Annotated in this window: 23 protein-coding genes and 1 pseudogene; 15 read left to right on the forward strand and 9 right to left on the reverse strand. The window is 55.3% G+C overall.

From position 1 onward, the window contains the following. Window positions 1-22: 22 nt before the first annotated feature. Window positions 23-796, reverse strand: coding sequence for an aldolase (locus ACZZ0G_RS01855; protein ID WP_463555100.1), 774 nt, complete (start codon window positions 794-796; stop codon window positions 23-25). 15 nt (window positions 797-811) lie between these two features. Next, on the reverse strand, window positions 812-1,516 hold the full coding sequence (locus tag ACZZ0G_RS01860) for a haloacid dehalogenase type II (RefSeq protein ID WP_463555101.1): 705 nt from the start codon (window positions 1,514-1,516) through the stop codon (window positions 812-814). A 110-nt stretch (window positions 1,517-1,626) separates the two neighbouring features. Between ACZZ0G_RS01860 and ACZZ0G_RS01865 the strand changes: the two genes are divergently transcribed. Then, entirely contained in the window at window positions 1,627-2,484 is an 858-nt protein-coding gene (locus ACZZ0G_RS01865) for a LysR substrate-binding domain-containing protein (RefSeq protein WP_463555102.1), read from the forward strand. 17 nt (window positions 2,485-2,501) lie between these two features. On the opposite strand, the gene ACZZ0G_RS01870 is transcribed toward ACZZ0G_RS01865, so the two are convergent. The 4 genes from ACZZ0G_RS01870 to ACZZ0G_RS01885 form a co-directional block, all read right to left on the reverse strand. Further along, the gene (locus ACZZ0G_RS01870; protein ID WP_463555103.1) at window positions 2,502-3,026 is read right to left on the reverse strand and encodes a hypothetical protein; all 525 of its coding nucleotides are present in this window, start codon (window positions 3,024-3,026) and stop codon (window positions 2,502-2,504) included. After that, entirely contained in the window at window positions 3,019-3,753 is a 735-nt protein-coding gene (locus ACZZ0G_RS01875) for an alpha/beta fold hydrolase (protein WP_463555104.1), read from the reverse strand. Before ACZZ0G_RS01875 ends, ACZZ0G_RS01870 begins: the two co-directional genes overlap by 8 nt. A gap of 3 nt (window positions 3,754-3,756) precedes the next feature. Beyond that, entirely contained in the window at window positions 3,757-4,254 is a 498-nt protein-coding gene (locus tag ACZZ0G_RS01880; RefSeq protein WP_150811783.1) for a PAAR domain-containing protein, read from the reverse strand. 135 nt (window positions 4,255-4,389) lie between these two features. Next, window positions 4,390-5,055, reverse strand: a complete 666-nt coding sequence (locus ACZZ0G_RS01885) for a ribonuclease T2 (RefSeq protein ID WP_123595092.1) — start codon at window positions 5,053-5,055, stop codon at window positions 4,390-4,392. Window positions 5,056-5,219: 164 nt separating this feature from the next. On the opposite strand from ACZZ0G_RS01885, the gene ACZZ0G_RS01890 reads away from it, so the two are divergent. The 5 genes from ACZZ0G_RS01890 to ACZZ0G_RS01910 all read left to right on the forward strand — a co-directional run bounded on the left by ACZZ0G_RS01890 (window position 5,220) and on the right by ACZZ0G_RS01910 (window position 10,369). Continuing rightward, window positions 5,220-5,690, forward strand: coding sequence for a hypothetical protein (locus ACZZ0G_RS01890; RefSeq protein WP_463555105.1), 471 nt, complete (start codon window positions 5,220-5,222; stop codon window positions 5,688-5,690). A gap of 135 nt (window positions 5,691-5,825) precedes the next feature. Beyond that, complete coding sequence (locus ACZZ0G_RS01895; RefSeq protein ID WP_463555106.1) at window positions 5,826-7,097, forward strand: hypothetical protein; 1,272 nt, start codon at window positions 5,826-5,828, stop codon at window positions 7,095-7,097. 300 nt (window positions 7,098-7,397) lie between these two features. After that, the gene (locus ACZZ0G_RS01900; RefSeq protein WP_463555107.1) at window positions 7,398-8,189 is read left to right on the forward strand and encodes a transporter substrate-binding domain-containing protein; all 792 of its coding nucleotides are present in this window, start codon (window positions 7,398-7,400) and stop codon (window positions 8,187-8,189) included. Between the two features lie 136 nt (window positions 8,190-8,325). Next, a complete protein-coding gene (locus ACZZ0G_RS01905; protein ID WP_463555108.1) occupies window positions 8,326-8,511 on the forward strand; it encodes a hypothetical protein in 186 nt (61 codons plus the stop codon). 202 nt (window positions 8,512-8,713) lie between these two features. After that, entirely contained in the window at window positions 8,714-10,369 is a 1,656-nt protein-coding gene (locus ACZZ0G_RS01910) for a glycosyltransferase (RefSeq protein ID WP_463555109.1), read from the forward strand. Between the two features lie 63 nt (window positions 10,370-10,432). Here the strand turns inward: ACZZ0G_RS01910 and ACZZ0G_RS01915 are convergent, their stop codons facing one another. Then, window positions 10,433-10,645: a hypothetical protein gene (locus ACZZ0G_RS01915; protein WP_463555110.1), complete on the reverse strand. Its 213-nt coding sequence runs from the start codon at window positions 10,643-10,645 to the stop codon at window positions 10,433-10,435. 135 nt (window positions 10,646-10,780) lie between these two features. Between ACZZ0G_RS01915 and pseH the strand changes: the two genes are divergently transcribed. Further along, window positions 10,781-11,332 carry a UDP-4-amino-4,6-dideoxy-N-acetyl-beta-L-altrosamine N-acetyltransferase gene (pseH, locus tag ACZZ0G_RS01920; protein ID WP_463555111.1) on the forward strand — a complete coding sequence of 184 codons (552 nt, stop codon included), beginning with the start codon at window positions 10,781-10,783 and terminating at the stop codon, window positions 11,330-11,332. Window positions 11,333-11,458: 126 nt separating this feature from the next. Continuing rightward, a complete protein-coding gene (locus tag ACZZ0G_RS01925) occupies window positions 11,459-12,124 on the forward strand; it encodes a TIGR02466 family protein (protein WP_463555112.1) in 666 nt (221 codons plus the stop codon). 13 nt (window positions 12,125-12,137) lie between these two features. On the opposite strand, the gene ACZZ0G_RS01930 is transcribed toward ACZZ0G_RS01925, so the two are convergent. Next, entirely contained in the window at window positions 12,138-12,638 is a 501-nt protein-coding gene (locus ACZZ0G_RS01930) for an Lrp/AsnC family transcriptional regulator (protein ID WP_099756755.1), read from the reverse strand. A 119-nt stretch (window positions 12,639-12,757) separates the two neighbouring features. On the opposite strand from ACZZ0G_RS01930, the gene ACZZ0G_RS01935 reads away from it, so the two are divergent. The 3 genes from ACZZ0G_RS01935 (at window position 12,758) to ACZZ0G_RS01945 (ending at window position 16,436) form a co-directional block, all read left to right on the forward strand. Next, window positions 12,758-13,792 carry a histone deacetylase family protein gene (locus ACZZ0G_RS01935; RefSeq protein WP_463555113.1) on the forward strand — a complete coding sequence of 345 codons (1,035 nt, stop codon included), beginning with the start codon at window positions 12,758-12,760 and terminating at the stop codon, window positions 13,790-13,792. Between the two features lie 49 nt (window positions 13,793-13,841). Further along, complete coding sequence (locus ACZZ0G_RS01940; RefSeq protein ID WP_463555114.1) at window positions 13,842-14,894, forward strand: ornithine cyclodeaminase; 1,053 nt, start codon at window positions 13,842-13,844, stop codon at window positions 14,892-14,894. Window positions 14,895-15,020: 126 nt separating this feature from the next. Beyond that, window positions 15,021-16,436, forward strand: a complete 1,416-nt coding sequence (locus ACZZ0G_RS01945; protein WP_463555115.1) for an amino acid permease — start codon at window positions 15,021-15,023, stop codon at window positions 16,434-16,436. A gap of 87 nt (window positions 16,437-16,523) precedes the next feature. Here ACZZ0G_RS01945 and ACZZ0G_RS01950 read toward each other — a convergent pair whose 3' ends face one another. Then, window positions 16,524-16,886, reverse strand: a complete 363-nt coding sequence (locus tag ACZZ0G_RS01950; RefSeq protein ID WP_463555116.1) for a DUF6124 family protein — start codon at window positions 16,884-16,886, stop codon at window positions 16,524-16,526. A gap of 819 nt (window positions 16,887-17,705) precedes the next feature. Between ACZZ0G_RS01950 and ACZZ0G_RS01955 the strand changes: the two genes are divergently transcribed. The 4 genes and pseudogenes from ACZZ0G_RS01955 to ACZZ0G_RS01970 all read left to right on the forward strand — a co-directional run bounded on the left by ACZZ0G_RS01955 (window position 17,706) and on the right by ACZZ0G_RS01970 (window position 21,911). Next, entirely contained in the window at window positions 17,706-19,157 is a 1,452-nt protein-coding gene (locus ACZZ0G_RS01955) for an RES family NAD+ phosphorylase (RefSeq protein ID WP_463555117.1), read from the forward strand. 325 nt (window positions 19,158-19,482) lie between these two features. Continuing rightward, complete coding sequence (locus ACZZ0G_RS01960; protein WP_463555118.1) at window positions 19,483-20,445, forward strand: hypothetical protein; 963 nt, start codon at window positions 19,483-19,485, stop codon at window positions 20,443-20,445. A gap of 162 nt (window positions 20,446-20,607) precedes the next feature. Further along, window positions 20,608-20,982, forward strand: a pseudogene (locus ACZZ0G_RS01965) (phage late control D family protein); the annotation flags it as partial. Window positions 20,983-21,122: 140 nt separating this feature from the next. Further along, window positions 21,123-21,911 carry an FRG domain-containing protein gene (locus ACZZ0G_RS01970; RefSeq protein ID WP_463555119.1) on the forward strand — a complete coding sequence of 263 codons (789 nt, stop codon included), beginning with the start codon at window positions 21,123-21,125 and terminating at the stop codon, window positions 21,909-21,911. Window positions 21,912-22,100 lie beyond the last annotated feature (189 nt).

Below are 22,100 nucleotides of genomic sequence, written 5' to 3' on the forward strand. Positions count from 1 at the left end.
TCGATTGCTCCTTTACGGTTAGTCAGTTGTGAAGGGCCAGGCGCCGCATCGCACTGTGCAGGTGTGCCCGCGCACTGGCCGGATCGCCTTCGCGCATCTGCTCGTACGCCCGTTGGGCAATTGCATGGGGCACCGGTTTCAATTCCCGTTGCGTGGCCATCGCCAGCAGTTGCACCTGAGCGGCGCGCTCGAGGTAATAGAGGTCGTCCCAGGCTTCGGCGATGGTCGGCGCGGCAACGATCACGCCGTGGTTTTTCAGGAACAGAATGTCGGCATCGCCCATGACGCCGGCGATGCGATCGCCTTCGGACGCGTCCAGTGCCAGGCCGTTGTAGTCCTCGTCGACCGCCGTGCGCCCGTAGAACTTCAGTGCGGTTTGCCCCAGCCACAACAGCGGCGGCCCTTGCAGCAGGCACAACACCGTGGCGTGAGGCATGTGGGTGTGGAACGCGACTTTCACTCGCGGCAGCTGTTGGTGCAGGCGCGCGTGGATGTAAAACGCGGTGGCTTCCGGCTGGCCTTCGCCCTCCACCACGTTGCCGTCGAAGTCGCAGACCAGCAGATTCTGCGCGGTCACTTCGGCGAAGGCATAGCCGTAGGGATTGACCAGAAACAGATCGTCATGGCCCGGCAGCATCGCTGAAAAGTGATTGCAGATGCCCTCCTCCAAACCGTGCAACGCGGCCAGTTGAAAGCACGCTGCGAGTTCGTTGCGCGCGGTGATGATCGCTTCGGTGTCGAGATTCACGGCTGTCGGGCATGAGGCCCGCGCACGGGTGGTCAGGGTGTGAGCCATGAGGATTCTCCGAGATTACCAGCCCAGGGATTTGAACAGCGGCAACACTTGATCGAGGCGGTTGAGGATCGCGTCGGGGCGATAATCCGGCAGCAACTGGCGACCGGTGCCGCGATCGATCCATACGCAACGAAAGCCCATGTCCCGCGCCGCCGTGTGGTCGAGCATAGGGCTGGCGCAGATGTGCACCACCTCTGCGCGGCTGACGCCCAATTGCTGATGAGCGTAGTCGAACAGCCGTGGCGCCGGTTTGTAGGCGCCGGCCTGCTGTGCGGTGATCACCCGGTCGATGTGGCCGCCGAGTTGCGCGACGTTGCCGGCGATGATGTCGTCGTCGGTGTTGGAGACGATGCACAGTTTGAAACCCATGGTTTTCAATTCACGCAGGGTCTCGATCACCTCGGCAAACGGCGGCATCTCCGGAATCGCGGCAGCCAGACGCTGGCTGTCGTCGGGCAGGCTGGGCAGACCCAATTCCTCCAAGGCCAATTGCAGACCGAGGGTGCTCAGCTCGCGGAACGAACGGTGCGGCGGGGTCTGTTCGAGGCGATGTTCGTGGCGATCATAGACCTCGATCAGATGCCCGACGTCGACCTGATGCTCGCCCTTCTCGCTGAGAATTTCTCCGACCACGGCTTTGAGGCCTTCGTCCCATTGGATCAAAGTGCCGTAGCAATCGAAGGTCAGCCATTGCGGGCGCGGGGTGTGGATGAGTGTCATTGATCGAATCCTCCGTGGTGAGGACTTCAGCTTATGAGCGCGCGGTGATAGTGTGAAATTAAATAAACCGCCAATAGTCAGTTGAAAAACCACTATCGAGAAACCCCGCCATGCTGGATCTGGATCTGCTGAAAACCTTTGTCTGCGTGGCCGACGAAGGCAGCTTCACCCGCGCCGCCGAGCGCGTGCACCGCACTCAGTCGACAGTCAGCCAGCAGGTGCGCAAACTCGAAGAGCTGGTCGGCCACGCCTTGCTGCTGCGTGATCGTACCGGACTGAATGTCGCCGTCACCGAGCACGGCGAACTGCTGATCCACTACGCGCGCCGTTTACTGGCGCTGTCAGCCGAAGCCACCGAAGCGCTGGCCAGCGACCTCGACCTGGAAATCCTCCGAATCGGCATGCCGGAGGACTTTGACGCGCGGCGCATGGCGCTGATCCTCGCCGGTTTCACTCGCAGCCATCCGCAAGCACGGCTGGAAACCTTCAGCGGCATGAGCCTCGACCTGCGCCAGCGTCTGGATGCCGGCGACATCGACATTGCCCTGATCAAGCGCGAACCCGACAGCGGCCCGGCGTGGGCGACCTGGCCGGAGCGGCTGGTGTGGGTCAAAGGTGCGGAATTTGATTCGTCGAGCGGCGTGTTGCCGTTGGCGTTGTTTCCGCAAGGCTGCCTGTATCGGCAGCGCGCCATTCGTTTGCTCGATGTTGCCCAGCGACCGTGGCGGGTAGCGTTTGGCAGCCACAGCCTGACCGGGATTCAAGCAGCGGTGGCTTCGGGGTTGGGGGTGTCCGTGCTGCCGGTGTCGGCGGTGTTGCCTGAGCATCAGGTGTGTACGGATCTGCCGGAACTGGCGCCGACGGAGTTGGCGTTGGTTAGCCGTGATGGGGTGTTGAGCGGGTTGCAGCGCGGGTTGGTGGAATTTTTGCGTGGGGAGTTGGGGGTGGATGCCGGGGGATTCGCCTGAAATCCCCCTTGCTTCTGTTATCGGGTTTTGTTGATTTCCCGCAGCAGATCCGCGACGGGTATGTTCATGGTGTTGGAGTAGTAGGGTTTGTAGCCGTAGGCGGTGACGACGACTTTGCAGGGGATCTGTTGTTTGTTGGAGAGGAGTTGGTTCAGTTCTGACGCTGACAAGTCTCGCTGCGAACCCCCACCGTTTGAAAGTTCACTCATGAATGTACGGGTCAAGTAGGAGAACCCCATTTTACTGCTGGCGTCTTTTTCGGGTTGTATTACACCAAATGCAGTAAATCGCATAAATTTCTTAATAGAAAAATCTTGGTCATCCGACAAAGCGCACTCGAGCATGCCTGAAGCCATACCCACCCTTTCTCCTCGATCAAAAAGATTAAGGACATCGACATCCGACTGATACCGAATGACATACAGAAGCGAACTATCATCCCTCTCAATAGAGCGGAAGACCAAGTTCGCAGGAGGTTTTATATGGTCTTTAGCACAACCGGAACAAATACATAGAAACACGCAAAGTAAGAACTTACTCACCCGAAAACTCCTTCATGATGGATTCGAACAAGAAGTCGCTCGCCGATTTCCCGCCTGCTATGGGCGCATTGAATAGCCCGAATGCGTTGGCATGGTTCGTATCGACACTGACATTCACCGAGGGACCGCATGAAACAAGCCATTTCTCGCCAAAATCAGCCACCCCATCTGACGGGTCTCTCTGAGTGGGTGCAGCCTTGATATTTATCCAGTCATTGGTAATTGGCTCAGGTCGCTCGCGATAAATATCCGACCCCAGCCAAACCAAAGCCCCCTCTCCTACCGGATCAAGAGTGATCAGCATCTGAACCCGGTAGCCCCATTCCGACATGATTTTTGTCAAATGAGCGCCATTCCATCCACCGAGGCTATGTCCGACGATATAAACAGGACAACTCTTGTAAGGAATAAGGCTCAAGACATGACGCTGAATATCCTGTTTTCCTCTGACCTCGTTGTAGCCTAACCAATCTGACTTGTACCTACCCTGTTTTTGCAACTTTCGGGTGCGGTCATCAAATGTCACCCATGCCTCTCGGATATTTTTATACGGTCCGGAAAAGTAATATCTCTCTTTGTCGCCAGCCCCACCAATAAATAAAACAATCGCCTTGGTACTCTCCACCGGCACAGGCTTGTCACTGACATCCTTCTTGTCCGTCAGCGCATGTTCCTTGTGAAGCTTGTAATTGTTGCCCTTTGCGCACGTTACCGTTTCAGCAGCCATACCTCACTCCTCCAAAAACAACTTGATGGTTTCAGGCAAGTGCGAGCTGACTTGGTGAGTAAATCCGTTGGCGTCAGACACCCCATGTTCCAGACGTCCGTCAGCGCGCTGAATCACGTAGGGATGATCAGGCATGGGCTCACCGGTCACGTCATTGACCAGTTTCAACCGGTCAGTGAAATGCACCGGCATCGGTAACAAGCCACTGAAGGGAGCCGATGTCACCGTGTCACCGATGATGACAGTGCCTGAACCGCCGATGACGACATTGCCGTGACCACCGGTGCTGTCCAACGTGGCGGCGTTCAAGCCATTGATGAACACCGTCGAAGCCACAGCGCCGGTGATCGGGCTGCCGCAGGCGGATTTGTCAGTCATTCGCGCAGCCGCCAGACCGTCGAAATTGACATTCGGCGAGCCACTGACAATGGGATTGGTGCCATGTCCCGGGAGTGGGCAGGCGGTTGGATCGGTGACGCGGGCGGCGGGTTTTCCGCTCATGAACAGCTCCTTGCAATGTAACGTGGTCATCCTTTCGGGGGCGCAAGCATGCGGGAGTTCGCCGGGTACTTCAAACCTCCAGACCAAAAAAGGCGCCCGATCGGGCGCCTTTTTGATACGTGGAAACCGCTCAGGTTAGCGCGACGGCGGCACCCGGATATCCCCCGCCCGGCACTGGGTTTTCACGCCTTTTCCACAGGCGCCGAACTGCAGATCCTTGCCCATGCACACGCGCACTTCCGACAGTTCCGGGCCACTGCAAATGACGGCGATGCCATCGGCCGGAATCCCCGGGTTGGCCTTGCGGAACAGGTCGGCGATTTCCTGGGCTTCGAAGTAATAGGAACTGCTGAACGGTTGCAGTTCATCCGGGATTTTCACCGCTGCCACGGCTTTGTCCGCTTCATCCAGATAACCCATCGCGCCGAGGCCACTGCAGGTACCGTGCTTGGACCATTCGTGGTCGAGCAGTTTTTTGGTCGGGAACAGCGTCAGGCCCTGGCTGGTTTGCGCCGCGTTCAACGTGGTCAGCGGTGGGCAGGATTCCGGCCAGCCACCCTTGGCGTATTGCGGCCACAGGCCGTGCAGCACGAAGCCGTAGCCCTTGCCCGTGCACTGCGAGTCATCTTTGTGGGTCAAACAAAAGGTCGGCGACCAGGACAACGCCAGCAGGTAGTAATCGAACACCCCCGCCACCGATTCCGCTTGGGCCTTGCTCGACTGCGATTGCCGCGCCGAACTCAAACCGATGCTACCGGCCGTCAGCGCAATCACTGCCAAAATTGTAAACAGCTTTTTCATCTACCCGCTCCTTGGGACGCCTGCGTCCGTGGTTTTCGATCCTGACCAGACTTGGCCAGCGCTGATTTCGACACGCTTGTGTTGCAAGCGCATGACGCAAGGCAACGCGTACGCTGTTGAAAGGTCTACGATTAACAGGCAGACATCAAACCAAGGGATCCGAAATGAGTAAAGCAGACGAACTCGCCGCCAAACTCAAGCAAACCCGGCACACCCACGCGGATGCCGCGCTGGAGATCGATTGCTGGCCGGCGCAGGTGTACGACCTGTACCACCGCATCGAGGCGTGGCTGCAACCGGTGACCGAAGTCGGCCTGAAGATTCGGCGCAATCCGACCCACGTTTGCGAAACCTCGCCCGATGGTGAATCCCACGATTACGCCATTGACCAACTGGTGATAGAGGCCAACCATCAAAGCCTGACATTCGATCCCATTGCACGGTTTACCGAGGATGGCGCCGGTCGGGTGCAGATCATCCCGTCAGCCACGGACACCTATCTGCTGCGTACCGTGGATGAGCATGGTGAAAGCCATTGGTGGGTGCAGTCGATTGAAACAGGCCAGCAGCTGGATGCCATCGCGCTGACCGAAAACAATCTTTTGCTCGCGGTGCAGAAAGGATTGGGGCTTTAAGTTCTCCACGCCACCACAAGAACTCTCGCCCCGAACAACACGGGCCCGCCATTTCAACGGCCAGACTTCCTAAAGAATTCTGGCCGTTTGTCGTTACAGGACCCACAAACCAAAATCGATGGAAAGCCTTTACGCATGGATGCTTCGACCGCACCAACGTTTACCCAGTTTTTTAAGCGCAACTTCAAACGTGTTCTTTATTACTGGAGCCAGATCACCGTCACTCTGGGCTTCCTCGGCGCAGGGTTGGCAATTCTCGGGCTATACGTCTACACCCGGGCAATTGGTCGTACCGACCTGTTCCTGGCAGGCAGCGATGCCAAGTCAGCCCTGGCTATCTGGCTTTTACTGATCGTACTGATCATGGTGGGCTACCTTGGCGTACTTTCCGCCAGCGCATGGTTCTACGGTATTACCGTATCAATGTTCGAAAAAGTGCCAAGAAGGCACAAACAGATCGCTGCCTTTTTGCTGCTTCCTATGGTTTTTGGCTTTGGAACCTTCATTTTTCTGCTTTTCAGGTTCCCGAACACATTCAGCGCCGCAGGTTCGATGCTGTTTGTTTTTTCCTTGACCCTGCTGGTCTACTTCGCACTTTTCCTGTTCAAACGCTTTCGAAAGATTTTCAACAAAAACACCCGTCGAATGGGAGGCTGGAAGAAAAACGGTTTCCGACTCTTGATCGGTAGCATGATCGGCTTTGCCGTTCTGTGTGCGTCACTCCCCACATTGCTGATCATCTCGACCTACGTCGGCGAAGATAACGCGAAGGCGGTAGTGGTTGTCGGGCTGTTTTCCCTTGGCACACTCATTTTCAGTCTCCTCCCCGTTTTCATTTTTTACATCAGCAAAGGTCATGTCTTTGCGCGTATCGCTTACACAATCGCAACAGCACTGGTTCTGTTCAGCGGGTTTCTCCTTTTATCGCCAGGTGCAATGCCAAGTATCACCAACGCCGCCGCTGGGAATCTGGCGATTCGTCAGCAGCCGGCGCGTTTCATACTCGACGAAAACATCAGCCTGAGCGATGTGGATAACCGGCAGTGGCAAACCAGACTCAATGAAAAACAAAAGGTCGAAGTCACGGCGTTTCCGTTGTTTGCCTTTGGCGACATCTTGCTGCTGTGCAGCAGAGACCTGCAGCGATTGAACCTGTATGACTTGCCTCGCTACACCCGCTTGTGCATCGCGACACGCAACAGCAAGGTCACTCAGAAACCTTTGCGTCCAAGGCTTGCGCCGGTACTGACCTGGCAGCAGCGTGCCGAACACGTTGTCGGCTGGGAGCACTTGCGCTCAGCCGTTCTCAAGCCGATTCATCTCTCGCCACAGGTCCTCCAACTCCAACGCCGCATTGAGCAATTGGCTGAACCTGTCAAAACTGTAATCCCCTACTCAGCCAACTGAAAGCTGGCGCTGGTTAGCCCTCCCGACATGAGTCAAACGGGAACCTCCAGCGCATGCCTTCCAACACTTCAGGACACACTTTCGTAGAAATTCGCAGGGTTCGTGCAACGGCATCAAATTCTCCGACACCGGCCCGTTACGCCTGAAGTACGGCGAGCGCATTCGCCGAACTCAATATCTACGGCAAAAACGATGCGCAACGGGGCATTGGGTCTGCACGTTAGGTCCGGAAGCGGGATGACACCCGGGAAAGCCTTTCACTACACTGGGCCACCTTCCTTTTCACAGGCCCCGATCACAATGACAACACTAAAAAACACAATGATCCTCTGCGGGCTGCTGACCGTTGCCGCCGGCGCCCACGCCGAGCAAAATCCTTCACACCTCGACAGCATCCAGCAACAAGGCCAGTTGCGCGTCTGCACCACCGGCGACTACAAGCCCTACACGTTCAAACCCACCGATGGCGACTTCGAAGGCATCGACATCGCCATGGCCCGCTCACTGGCCGACAGTCTCGGCGTCAAAGTGCAATGGGTGCAAACCACCTGGAAAACCCTGATGCCGGACATGCAGGCCGGCAAGTGCGACATCGGCATGGGCGGCATCTCGGTGACGCTCGAACGGCAGAAAAAAGCCTACTTCAGCAATACCCTCGACACCGACGGCAAAATCCCGCTGGTGCGCTGCGCCGATGTCAGCAAGTACCAGACGATCGAACAGATCAACCAGCCCAACGTGCGTCTGGTCGAACCCGCCGGCGGCACCAACGAAGCCTTCGTCCACGCCTTCCTGCCCAAGGCGCAACTGTCCCTGCACGACAACGTGACGATCTTCCAGCAACTGCTCGACAACCAGGCCGACGTGATGATCACCGACGCCTCGGAAGCGCTGTATCAACAGAAACTGAAACCGGGCTTGTGCGCGGTGAATCCACATCAGTACATGCAATATGGTGAGAAGGCTTACTTGCTACCGCGCGATGACATCAGCTGGAAACTGTATGTCGATCAGTGGCTGCACTTGAACAAGGTCACCGGTAATTACCAGAAAACTTTGAGCGAATGGATTGCGGTGCCTGCGCCCCTCTAAAACTGGCGTCTCAAACCGAGTCCACTTCACAGGCGCCGACAAGCTCTTCTTGAAGCACTCTCAATTCGCAAAGCGTCAATGTTCCGTACACCAATATCGCCAAAGTATTGGCGATTCTGCGGTAAACACCCGAGAAATGATCATCAACTGGTCACAACTGTGTAACGAAGTTGAAAAAACACCTGCCTTGCATGTCAACATTCATCTGAAAGCTGTACAAAATGTGTATGATGCACAACCGGCACGGAAGCACCGTCCCTGCTCGGTTGACGACGAAATTGCAGTAATTGTCAGCCATGCGCTGACCGCGGATATTGCTTAATAAAGAGAACCAGAGGCGCACCCCGGCAGCCTCTGCATTCCATGGGTAATCTCCCCGGTAGACTTCGTTTTTGATACAGCTCAATTAAAAGGAACAGATTTTGGCTCGCAACAGGTTTCTCTCAAAACTTCTCAAGTTTTCCAACAAAGAATCAGAAAACCTGAGAACTCCTGAAGTGTCTGCTCCGGTTCAAAGCGAGCCATTGATCTCTGTTCAAACCGAAGCCGTTCCAGCCATCCCGGCCGTTGAAGTGGCTGAGCCAGTGGTTGCTAAACGTCAAGCTACTGTCGCCAATCGCGTTAAGCTTCCGGCGAATTTCGACCCAGCGCTGTACCTGAAGCTCAATCCGGACCTGGGTACAGCCATGGATCCGGTCGCTCACTATCTGAACCACGGTCATCAGGAAAGCTGGCGGATAGTCACCCTGCCAGAAATCAAGCTGTCGAATAACCGCGCTTTTGATCCGGCGCGCGAAACAGTCATGGTGGTCAGCCATGAAGCGTCCCGTTCCGGTGCTCCAATACTTGCACTCAATCTGGTCGAGCGCTTGGCCAGCCGTTACAACGTAGTGGCTTTGTTGTTGGGTCAAGGCGCACTTCTTGAATCTTTCGAAGCCGCTGCCGTCGCCACAATGGCCAGCCCTCGGCTGAAGAACAACGTTCAATACACACAGTTCGCCATCGAGAAACTGTGCAGTGATTACAACTTCAAATTCGCACTGGTCAACAGCATGGAATGCCGTGTCGTTCTGGAGCCATTGGCCCGACACTTTGTTCCCGCCATCCCTCTGATCCACGAATTTGCGTCTGCCTACCCTCAGTCGAACGCATTGTTCAGCGATGCGAAACTGTGGTCCAGCGACCTGGTGTTCTCCGCCGACCTGACCTGGAGAAGCGCACAGGACTCCTGCCCGGCCCTGCTGCCGTTGACCGCGCACATCATTCCGCAGGGGCACTGCGTACTGCCTCAGCAGGCAACCGATGCGCAAAAGAAGCAAGATGACGCCAACTACTTGCGCAACAAAATGCGCCCTGCCAGCGACACCGACAGAAAGTTCGTGATCCTCGGCGCCGGCTACGTCAACTTCCGCAAAGGTGCCGATCTTTTCATTCAGTGCGCCATCAAAACCATGCTGACACCTGGCGGCGAGAAGTTTCGCTTTGTCTGGATCGGCAAGGGTTTCAACCCTGATGTAGAAGATGGCTATTCGGTATATCTGGCCGACCAGATCAAGCGATCCGGGCTGCAGGATCGTTTCGTGATGCTGGATGAAACATCGGCAATCGAAGTTGCCTACGAAGAAGCGGATCTGCTGTTTATTTCGTCCCGACTGGACCCTTTGCCAAACGTCGCCATCGACGCTATGGGCGCTCGCCTTCCAGTACTTTGCTTCGACAAGGCCACAGGCATTTCCGACTTTCTGTCGACGTGTGGCTTGCGTGAGTCTTGCATCGCTGACTACCTGGATGTCGATAGCGCGGTTCAGAAAATATTTGCCCTGGCCAACTCCAGCCAATTGTACGAACAGGCTGCCACGCTCAGCCATGATGCGTCCGCCAGCTACTTCGACATGGACAAATATGTCGCTGAACTGGAAGCCATCGGTACTCAGGCGGCCGTGCGTGCGCAACAGGAAAAACTGGATGTCAAAACCATCCTCGATTCCGGCGTGTTCAACAGCAAGGAGCAGGATGTACGACGCTATGTACGGGCATGGGCGAGCGGCATCAACCCGCCGTCGCCAGGCACGAACTTCAAGCCGGGTGTCTATCTGGAACAACACGGCGTTGCAGTTGCCAACAGCGATCCATTTGCCGACTACCTGCGTGCAAACCGCCCACAAGGCGCCTGGAACTGAATCTAGCGGCTAAACACGAAGCCCCGCATCCGCGGGGCTTTTTACATACAGGATTTGATTTATCTAGTCATCCTTCAACATGCCAGAACTGTACTGATTGAGACTGCTGCCGATACTGTTGCCACCAAACTTCAACGTGTTGGCGTTGCGCCCCTCCGGCGACTGACAGTCGCTGGAGAAACAACGGGTGGTGGTCAAGCCACCCGCGCCCGAACAGGCACTCAACACCGATACCGCTGCGGCGATCAACAGCACTTTGACGACATTAAGGCGCATGGCACGATTCCCCTCGGGATGAACAGCGACGATCTTGTGCCAACATCCTAGACCCGCGCTGCGTACGGCAAGATGAAACTTTGCTGATCGACAGCGCCGGTTCAGAATCGCTTATCCGCCGACAAGGACATCCCCATGCAATTCCTGCCACTCACCGACGCCAGCCCTGCGATTCAGGCCCATGTCCGCACCCTGCGCAATCAGCCGGACGTGCGCAAGTTCATGTACACGTCGCATGAAATCAGTGAGCAGGAACATTTCAACTGGCTGAACTCTTTGCAGGGTAATCCACGCCAGCAAGTGTTTGTGGTGATCAAGGATGAGCAAGCGGTCGGGGTTGTTTCGTTGAATGCGATCAACGCTCTGCACAAGAGCGCGGACTGGGCGTTTTATCTGGACGTCGGGTTGCAGGGCAAGGGCTTGGGCAGTGTGGTCGAGTTCTGGATGCTCGATTACGCGTTTGGCGTGGCAGGGTTGGAGAAGTTGAATTGCGAAGTGCTGGCGATGAACGCGGCGGTGGTGAAGATGCACCAGAAGTTCGGGTTTGAGGTTGAAGGCGTTCGCCGGCAGAACATCTTGAGGGAGGGTGTGCGGATCGACGTTGTTCTGCTGGGCATCACCAAAGACGAATGGCAAAACAAGCGCCCTGCCCTGGCGCCCTTAGTCGAACGGATCAGCGCTGCGTGATTGGCGCCAAAGCCGCAGCAATTCCGACATTTACAATATCCCCATCGGGTTTAACAAAGGTTTACATCAACTGATTTTTTCATTCGGTATCGTTATTGCAACTCACCGAAAGGAATCAAACTTCAAATGCAATCGGGCATCCAACTGGTCGATCCAGAGCTGATAAACATTCGACGACTGTTCGCAACTCCATTGGCGAGTCTCCAGTACCCGGGCGCAGAAGAACTCAATGCTGAGTTGAAAGCCATCGTCACCGATCGCATGGCCCAAGATCGCAACGGTACACAACGCAGCAACGACGGCGGTTGGCAGTCAGCCAATGACTTCGCGAATTGGGAAGGGGACGCCTGCGCAGCGCTGGTTGAATTCGCCAAAGCATTCGCCGGCCAACTCACCGCCGTTCATAGCGACCAATACGGGCTGACCGAGCCGCACTTCGAATGGAAGCTCAACGCTTGGGTCAATGTAAATGAAGCGGGTCACAGCAATTCACTTCATGGACACCCCGGCGCGTTCTGGTCCGGGGTTTATTGGGTCGATGCCGGCGGACGAGAAGATGACCCGACCGTAGACGGAGACCTGGAATTCATCGACCCACGCGGAATGGTCGCTTCGGCCTACAACCCGGCCTTGCGCATGAGAGTCGAAGACTGCCTGACTGCCGGCTTCAGCACGGTCTGCGCCGCCAAAAGCGGAACGTTCATCATGTTCCCCTCATGGCTGATGCATTCGGTAAGACGCTTTGAAGGGAAGCGACCGCGCATATCCATCGCGTTTAATTTTGGAACTTGAGTAGCCTGCCCGCTCAATCCTTTCCCGATTTAGGGATCGCAATCCGGCTACCGGTCTTGACCTCGCGCAACGCTAGGCTGGACTGAATGGAGGCAATCCCCACCTGACGCCTCAGCACCTGCTCGATGAAGTCGCTGTAGCTATCAAGATCCTCTGCCAACACCTGCAACACATAATCGGCATCGCCGGTGATCTTGTGACAGGCCACCACCTGCGGCAATTGCGCAATCACCGCCTCAAAGGCGTCGGGCGCGTGGTCGGCATGGGTGGAAAAACGAATGTGCACGAACGCCATGATATCCAGGCCGAGCATTCGCCGATCAAGGTTGGCCTGATAGCCCTTGATCACCCCCGCTTCCTCCATGCGCTTGCGCCGCCGCCAGCACGGCGTAAGGCTCAGCGACAGCCGCTCGCTGAGTTCAGCGTTGGAAATACTCGCGTCTTCCTGCAACAACTCAAGAATCGCCAGGTCGGTCTCGTCGAGGCTGATGCGTTTGGATATTTTTTTCTGCATAACGCCATTCCTGAGTAAAAACGCCCGAATAATCAACTTAAACACGAAAAGAAAGCAAAGAAAGCGCAGCCCAGCCGGAACAGAATATTTGCACTGGCTAACAATAACGGATGCGCAGAATGTTTACAGTTTTCAGTGATTCCCACCGTTTGCACCACGGCACCGAATTGAAAGACGGCGCGCTCAAACCGTCGTTCGAACAACCGAGTCGCGCCGATACCGTGCACAACCGGGTCAAACAGGTCGGCCTCGGGCAGATCGTCGAACCGCGCGCATTTGACCGCTCGTGCTACGTCAACGCGCACAGCGAGCGCTACGTCAGTTTTCTCGAAACTGCCTGGGGCGAATGGTGCGCAACCGGTCGCACTCACGACGCCTTGCCGCTGGTCTGGCCGGTGCGCGATCTGGCCGGCGAAGAGGTGCCAACGTTCATCGACGGCAAGCTCGGCTTCTATGCCATGGATGCCGGCTCGCCAATCACCGCAACGACCTGGCAAGCGGTGAAAACCAGCGCCGACATCGCCCTCACCGGCCTGGCGTTGATCGATGAAGGCCACGACAGCGCCTTCGCCCTGTGCCGCCCGCCCGGCCATCACGCCGCGCGCGAATATATGGGTGGTTATTGCTACCTCAACAACGCCGCCATTGCCGCGCAACAAGCCATCACCCAGGGCGCCAAACGTGTCGCGGTGCTCGATGTCGACTTCCACCACGGCAACGGCACGCAGAACATTTTCTACCAACGCAGCGACGTCCTGTTCGTGTCGTTGCACGGCGAACCGGCGGTGTCCTATCCGTACTTTTCAGGTTACAGCCACGAAGTCGGCGCGGGTGTCGGCGAGGGTTACAACCTCAACTATCCCCTGCCGAAAAACACCACCTGGGAGAGCTATCGCAACGCCCTGCTCCACGCCTGCAAAAAGCTCCAGCAGTTCGCGCCTGAAGTGCTGGTGATTTCCCTCGGTGTCGACACGTTCAAGGACGACCCCATCAGCCACTTCCTGCTGGAAAGCGATGATTTCATTGGCATCGGCGAACTGATCGCCAGCGTCGGCTGCCCGACCCTGTTCGTCATGGAGGGCGGCTACATGGTCGATGAAATCGGCATCAACGCCGTCAACGTGCTGCACGGTTTCGAGAGCAAACGCAGCTGAACCGCACCCGCTTTAAAACCTTTCAATGACTGGATCGGAGAACAAGACCATGACGCTTTTTATTGATGTCGATGAGGCTGCACGCCTGTTCACCCAAGTCGGTATCCGCCGCGCCATTCGCGAAATGGCCGGCTATATCGAAGCGGACTACGCACGCTGGGCGCAGTTTGATAAATCGCCGCGCACGGCCAATCACTCGGCAGACGGCGTGATCGAGTTGATGCCCACCGACGACGGCCGGCAGTACTCGTTCAAATACGTCAACGGCCACCCGAACAACGGTCAGCAGAATTTGCTCACGGTCATGGCCTTCGGTCTTCTGGCGGATGTGCAGAGTGGCTATCCGACGCTGCTCAGCGAACTGACTCTGACCACCGCCGTGCGCACGGCGGCCACCTCCGCGCTGGTCGCGCAATCGCTGGCTCGCCCGGGTGCGACCTCGATGGCGCTGATCGGCAACGGTGCGCAGAGTGAATTCCAGGCGCTGGCCTTTCATGAAATGTTGGGCATCAACGAAATCCGCATCTTCGATATCGATCGCGAAGCGTCGCTCAAGTTGAAGCACAACCTCGCGGCGTTCCCGGACATCCAAGTGATTCTGGCCAGCTCGGTGAAGGACGCGGTAAAGGACGCGGACATCGTCACCACGGTCACCGCCGACAAAGCCTACGCAACGATTCTGACGCCGGAAATGATCGAGCCCGGCATGCACATCAACGCGGTCGGCGGTGACTGCCCGGGTAAAACCGAACTGCACGCCGACATCCTGCGTAACGCCCGGGTCATCGTCGAATTCGAGCCGCAGACGCGCATTGAGGGCGACATTCAGCAACTGGAAGCCGACTCCCCGGTGATCGAGTTTTTCCGCATTGTGCAGGGCGAAGTCGCCGGACGCGAAAACGATGCGCAGGTGACGGTGTTCGATTCGGTGGGTTTTGCCCTTGAGGACTTTTCCTCACTGCGTTACCTGAAAGACCTGGCTCAGGCACAGCAAATCGGCCAGCGCATCCACCTGGTGCCGACGCCGGCCAACATCAAAAACCTCTTTCAACTGCTGGATCCGCAACCGGCCAAAGCCTCGCGTCTGCGCACCGTCAGTTGATCGCAATCACCGCCCCCAAGCCACAGGGGGCGATTCACCTTGTGATCAGCCGCTGCACCTCTAACAAGAACGCTCGACACCTACTTTCTGCCAAAACTCAAAAACATAAAATCAAGAGGTTTTGCAATGAAATCGAACCCTTCCGGGCTGCCTGAACAGCCCGCGCTGCAGCGCACGCTCAGCAATCGTCACATCCAGTTAATGGCCATGGGCGGTGCCATCGGAACCGGCCTGTTCATGGGCTCCGGGAAGATCATCGCGCTCTCCGGGACGTCGATCATCCTCATCTACATGATCATCGGCCTGTTCGTGTTTTTCGTCATGCGCGCCATGGGCGAAATGCTCCTGTCCAACCTCAACTTCAAAACCTTCGCCGACTTCGCCGGCGCCTACCTCGGCCCGCGCGCGGCGTTCTTCCTCGGCTGGTCGTACTGGCTGAGCTGGAGCGTGGCGGTGATCGGCGATGCCGTCGTGGTTGGCGGCTTCTTCCAGTACTGGTTCCCCGACGTACCGGCGTGGATACCCGCCGTCGGCATGCTGGCGACCCTGTTCGCCCTCAACGTGCTGACCGTCAGGCTGTTCGGTGAAGTGGAATTCTGGTTCGCGATCATCAAGATCATTGCCGTCGTGACCCTGATCGGCGTCAGCACCGTGCTGATCGCCAGCTCCTTCGTCTCGCCCAGCGGCGTCACCGCGTCCCTGAGTCACCTGGTGGACAAACAGGCAGCGTTCCCTAACGGCTTGTTCGGCTTCTTCGCCGGATTTCAAATGGCGATCTTCTCCTTCGCCGGCACCGAGCTGATCGGCACCGCCGCCGCCGAAACCCGCTCGCCGGAGAAAACCCTGCCCAAAGCGATCAACTCGATTCCGCTGCGGATCATCCTGTTCTACGTCCTCGCGCTGACCTGCATTATTGCCGTGACCTCGTGGCAGCAGGTTTCCCCCGTCAAAAGCCCGTTTGTCGAACTGTTCCTCGTCGCCGGATTTCCCGCAGCGGCCGGCATCGTCAACTTCGTGGTCCTGACCTCGGCGGCCTCCTCGGCCAACAGCGGCGTGTTTTCATCGAGCCGCATGCTGTTCGGGCTGGCCAATCAGGACAATGCTCCCGGTATATTCCGGAGACTGTCGAGCAACAGCGTGCCGCTGCTGAGCCTGGCGTTCACCACGCTGTTGATGCTGGTCGGCGTGCTGGTGCTGTTCATCGTGCCGGAAGTCATGACCGCGTTCACCATCGTCTCCACCGTGTCGGCGATTCTGGTGATCTTCACCTGGTCGACCATCCTCGCGTCTTACATCGCCTACCGCAAAAAACGTCCGGATCTGCATGCGAAGTCGGCTTACAAGATGCCCGGTGGTGTGCCGATGGCGTGGTTCTCGTTGGCGTTTTTGGGTTTTGTGCTGGGGTTGCTGGCGTTGCGGCCTGACACGCGGATTGCGTTGATGGTGATGCCGGGGTGGTTTGTCTGGTTGGCGATTGCTTACCAGTTGACGCGGTTGAGGAAGCCGAAATCTGCGGTTGAATCGGCTAGTCAGTTTGGCTAGAGCTGCAAACGAAAGCCGTCACCTGAAAAGTGACGGCTTTTGGTTATCAGTGAACGAGCATTTCACCTGCCCACGGCGGGACAGGCTTTACGCCTTCACCTCAACGTTATCCAACGCCTGATTCACCGCCAACTCGCCCAACATCACCACCTGCGCAATGCCCAGCGCGGTTTTGCGGTGCGAGGGGTCGAGCGTCGCGGCGAAGTTGTTGAGCATTTCCGAGGCGGAACTCAGCGTTTCACTGGCGTTGGCCAAGAGGGATTCTGAGTCGTACTTCGGGTTGGCGAGGTACATACGCTCGGGCTCGTTGACGCTGGACATGATGTGGCCGGCGGGAAGGAGGTAGTGATCGAGCGCGCGCTCGGCGGCTTCGTGGAGTTTTTTGGAGTTGAGGGATTCGTAGGGGGATGCGGGATCGGTTTCTGGTGGATTCGGTGTTGGTTTGAACATGGTGTAACTCCTGACGGATAAACGAAAAGGAGCCATCACTCTCGCTACCAAACGAAGGGTGGAGGCCATACGCAGGTTGGTAGACCGGTCGTCAGGAACCCCGGCGCATCCGAAGACGCCCCGCGCATGACCACCATAAAACGAAGACGAGAAACGCCCTCGCAAGACAGTAGTCTTGTGCTTCTGACGGAGACGGGCTACCAAACCCGATCACTGGTTTTCAGTGACGTAGGGACGATAGAACCTGCGGGCTAGAGGCACAAGCCGGGGGATTCTGTCTTAGGTGTAGGGGGAGGCGCAAGGTGATGTAGGCTAAGGACTGCAGCAACAGGTTTCATTTAAACAACCACGTTTTTTCCGTTTGGAAAGGCTCTACGAGCACGCGGATCGACTTAATACTGTCATCAGTGCATCGGACACCGCGGTCCTTTTCCAAGCACCTTCCGTCGTTCCGATGATGGATTGGAACGATTAACTACAAGGACCATTAAAACAAAGGCTTACAGTAACCTTCGATTTTTCCTGTACCAATTCTGTACCACCACGCCTTCTTAACTACCCTTTTCTCTGGGCAAACTGCGTTTACATCCGGCAGCCTTTGCATCAGGCAGATATCGGACAAAGGCGGACGTGCACTGTCCGAGCAGTGGTGCAGATCTCAACCCTTGAGCAAGCAAAACAAAAATTGACGCTAGGGCGCCAATGACATGCCCCTCCGGCGACACGTTTAAGGTTTAAATCTCTGCAGCCTGCCGAAAGCTTCAGTTGCTGAGTGCCTCCCCAAAATGGATGATGCTCAGCAAGTTCAGGAGGGCATTCATGGAATTTGATTCAAACATTTTGCGCATCTGTCACCAATGCGTAGGCGACCACATCCTTACAAATGAAATAAAGGACTCTGATGCTGCGAAGTGTTCATACTGCGGCAGTATTCTCCCGGGCTGGCCGCTACAAGCGCTCGCTGATCGGATAGAGATAGCATTTCAAGAGCACTACATACGCACGTCACCAGAACCAAACGAATGGCAATATGCTCTTCTCCGGGACGGGGAATCCCAGTACGACTGGGAGCGCGGTGGCGAACCGGTTCTATCTGCCATTGAGGATACAGCAGGAATTCCTAATTCGGCGGCGTCAGACGTGCTCAATCTACTGAGCGAAAAATACTGCGACCAGGGAATGGAGCAGCTGGGAGGGGAAGCTGAATTCGACTCTGAGTCCTACTATGAACTCAAGGGATTTAGTGACTTGGAGTGGCAGTTCAAGTGGGAGAAATTTGAGAGGAGCCTGCAAACAGAATCGCGGTATTTTAGCCGTAATGCAGCAGCCCACCTTGGTGCCGTTTTCGGTGATATTGACCTTCTCAATACATGGGAGAGTACTCCCTTAGTTGTAGATGCAGGGCCTGATACGCCAATCAGCGTACTTTACAGGGCGAGGGTTTTTCAGTCTCACGAAGCTCTGAAGCCGGCGATGTGCAGACCCGATAAGGAGCTGGGTTCGCCACCGGGCCGCTTCGCCGCGTCAGGGAGAATGAACGCCCGTGGTATATCCGTTTTCTACGGCGCAACGGCACAGAAAGTTGCTCTCGCGGAGGTCCGCCCGCCAGTTGGCAGCGACGTTGCGCTAGCTGCATTCAAGATCATTCGACCGTTGCGTCTTCTTGACCTATCCGCTCTCGAGAAGACCCACATCGGCGGAAGTGTGTTCGATCCCAATCTAGTCCAGAGTTTGAACCGCGTCGCGTTTCTTCGCACTCTGGGTAAAAAATTGACTCGTCCAGTGATGCCGGCTGACCAAGAACTCGATTACCTAGCGACACAAGCGGTGTCCGATTTCCTCGCCACCGAAAATACCCCCGTACTTGACGGTATTGTTTTCGAGTCAACGCAAGCAACTGGAGGGCGAAACATTGTCCTGTTCCACAAGGCCTCGCGAGTTCGAGAAATGGACCTACCTGCAGGAACGGAACTCAGCGCAACTACAGTTGGTTTTGACGAAGATGGTCCCCATCCTGAGTTTGATGTCAGCGAAGTGATCCCCCCTCCTGACAGCCATAATGGCGTTGCTGCAAGATCAATTTCGCTGGGAGAAATGTTCTGGGACCTCCACCTAGATTCTGACCAGTCCGATTCAGCGCCGACTCAATACACCCTTGAGGTCCTTCCGGAGTCGGTGGAGGTCCATCATGTTGAGAAAGTTGAGGTGAAATGCACTCCCTACAAGGTCACTCGCAGACGGAGCCAATGGCAGGATAATGGCGACTTCTGACCCGTGTGGCATAGCTTGAACCACGTCAGTACTCTTTCTCCCCTTAAACGCTAGCTAAATCCTACCAATCAGCCTAGCGCCTACATAGCGAGTTAAAGTCCACCTAGTCGCGCCGGGTCAGCCGGCGCTTCCCGCCTCGCCCTCTGGAGAACGTAGTAAATCTTAGTCTTTCTCTCACCCCATATGGAGCGTAATGGTCTATCCAGCCAATGGAGCAGCAATACTTTCTCTGCCAAGACCTTGGGGTTTGCGTTATACAAAAGATGAGTGCTGGTGTACGACCAAGGCTAGAATGCTGCTCCGAAAAATAGGCAGAGGAATGCAAATGACGCTGATAGTCGCCGGGTATTCTGGTCAGGAGTTCTTTGGACGTGCCCGCTACGACGATACGTTCATTGTCGGTGACACCTTACTTTCCCAGTACAATGAAAGGACTCAAAAGCGAGACCGCTTAATCGACACGTACAAAAAAATACGCGCTATTCCTGTTCGAGTCTGGTCACCGAGCTTCGATTCCGAGGGATATTTCACCGACTATCACGAAACATTCAAGAGCACCTGCGGAATCGCATTCGCAGGCAGCGCGCTTACCTTCAATCACATGCTAAATGGCATTCAGGAGCACCTAGGTAAGCTTCGTTATACCTTTGCACACAGGACCTACCAGGTCGTCAAGCACTGCGCGCCTACGGCTATCCGGCATAATTCCGCCGAGATTTGGGCTGAAGACATAGTGTTCAAAGGCCAGAATCTTCCCAAGCTGAGCGCATCCTTCCAGATGGAAGTCATCTCCCATGTGATTACCAGAGCGTTGAAAGACGTCTCCGGACATCGTCTTCTTGACCGAAGCACTTTCGCATCTATTCAGTGCGAGATGGCAATTTCGCTATTTTGCTGGGAGAAGCGAATTCACGAGCTGTACCACGTCCAGCTTGATCTGGATATGAGTGAGCTGCCGTGCAAGGCCGTCCATTCGATTCGCAAACTGGATCACGGGGAGATAGTGGTATTAGGCCAGACAAAGCTGCTGGCCGAGGCTGAGGCTGCAATGAAGGAAGCGAGTGTGGAAGTTGAGGCCGTAGAACGAGTCCTCGCCCCCCGCAGCCGAGGGCGTAAACCAGTCCGCGGAGCCAAAGAGTTTATTCGCAAGCATATTCTGGAAGACATAGCGAGCGATTCAAACTACATCGGTGGTTACCTCGACTGTTGGGAATTCGGTGAATATGGGTTTGAGCAATGGTACGAGCCGGTGCAGGTAGACCAAGCTCCGCCCCTTAGTGACGAGTGAAAAAAAGCAAACCAAGCTTTCAAGGCGGCATCCTCTCCCAGGACATTGGAAGTCCAGACGTGCTTTTCCGAATGAAAGAGTACACAGAAGTCCACCTTTGGCCGTAGTACTTCACCTCACCGCCAACGAACTTTAACGAATTTCTCTCGTTCAACTCCTGCGCGTCCCTCGTTATCTGAGCTGACCTATACGCTGGAAGGTGTGAAACCTGAGATCGACGAAATCATCTGGTACGGCGGGAATGTGCAACACCCGCTAACCGCGAACAGCGGTTACACCGTCAGCCTTGAGCTAGAGAGCAAGTTACCGGAGGACCCTGTTGAGGATCTGGCGGAGGAGAACAAGCGAGTCTTCGCAGGTATCATCGCGTACTACCGCGACAAAAAGACTGGAACGGAAAAGACCGTGACGGCTGGGGATCAGAGTAAGCCGCGACGGTTGCGATGGTTGCGATGGTTGCGATGGTTGCGATGGTTGCGATGGTTGTATGCCACTGAGCGAACAGAGAAGAAAGCTGTGGATCGTGAATGGATTTGATTAATTGCTAAAGACTAGAAAATTTTAACATGCGTGTCTTCGAAATTTGGACAGCTCCGTATCCCCTAGCATATAGGAACCATCTTCTGCGTGCTGTACGATAGAGGTTATTTTCCATAACAGTCGCTGGGTGATGCACCGTGGGAAGAACCTCAAGATGGACCTCAACAAACCTTAATAAAGGGATAGAAGTTTTCAAACTAGCTTCGTGGAAATATTTCTCTGACTTCATCAACCAAGAAATGCTGGGTTATGTGGATTATGTTTACAGAGGGCATGGGAATAGTGAATGGAAGCTTGAACCAACGATTGACAGATTGATTAAAAACCCAAAATCTTACAAGCGCGCTAAACACTTGGAACGATTTAAGTTTGAGACTCGTGGGCGCCGTGGTTCAAACCCGCCCAAGATGGAGGATGAGAATGATTGGTGGGCGTTAGGGCAGCATCACGGACTCGCTACGCCACTGCTCGATTGGACAGAGTCTCCTTTTGTAGCTTTATATTTTGCAGCTAACTCAGCAAAGCTTGAAAAAACCCCATTTCTAACGGTCTTTGCAATTTCGCAAGGATCAATAAAAGACATGAACGCAAAAATCATTGCAAACGAAAATTTGCCTTTAGTAAACGGAAGAAAACAAACAATAAAAATAGTTCGCCCCCTGAGTGACGAAAATGCGAGACTGGTTAGTCAACGCGGACTGTTCACCCGAGGCCCGAATAACGTAGACATTGAATCATGGATAAATAGCCATTGCACCCCGGGCAGTGACGAAATCGACCTTCTTAAAATAATGATCCCAACGGAAGGTATAAATGAATGCCTTCAATACCTTAACAGAATGAACATAAACCACTCTACGCTTTTCCCAGACCTGCCCGGTGCATCCGAGTTCTGCAATATTCATCTAAATATAGATGATTACTAAGCAGCCTCAAAAATACAGACACTGCGCAAACCTTCTCAAAATCAACTAGCCTGACACCAAGTCGGGCTAGAACTATTTCCAAGCAAATATTCTGTTGAAAACGGACGATATCTTTATTATGCAAATCACCTATTCATCTGAACAAACGCACGACAATTCACTCATGCTTGTGCAGGGCCAGTTCAATTA

The sequence above is a fragment of the Pseudomonas sp. AC169 genome (genome assembly GCF_979258515.1).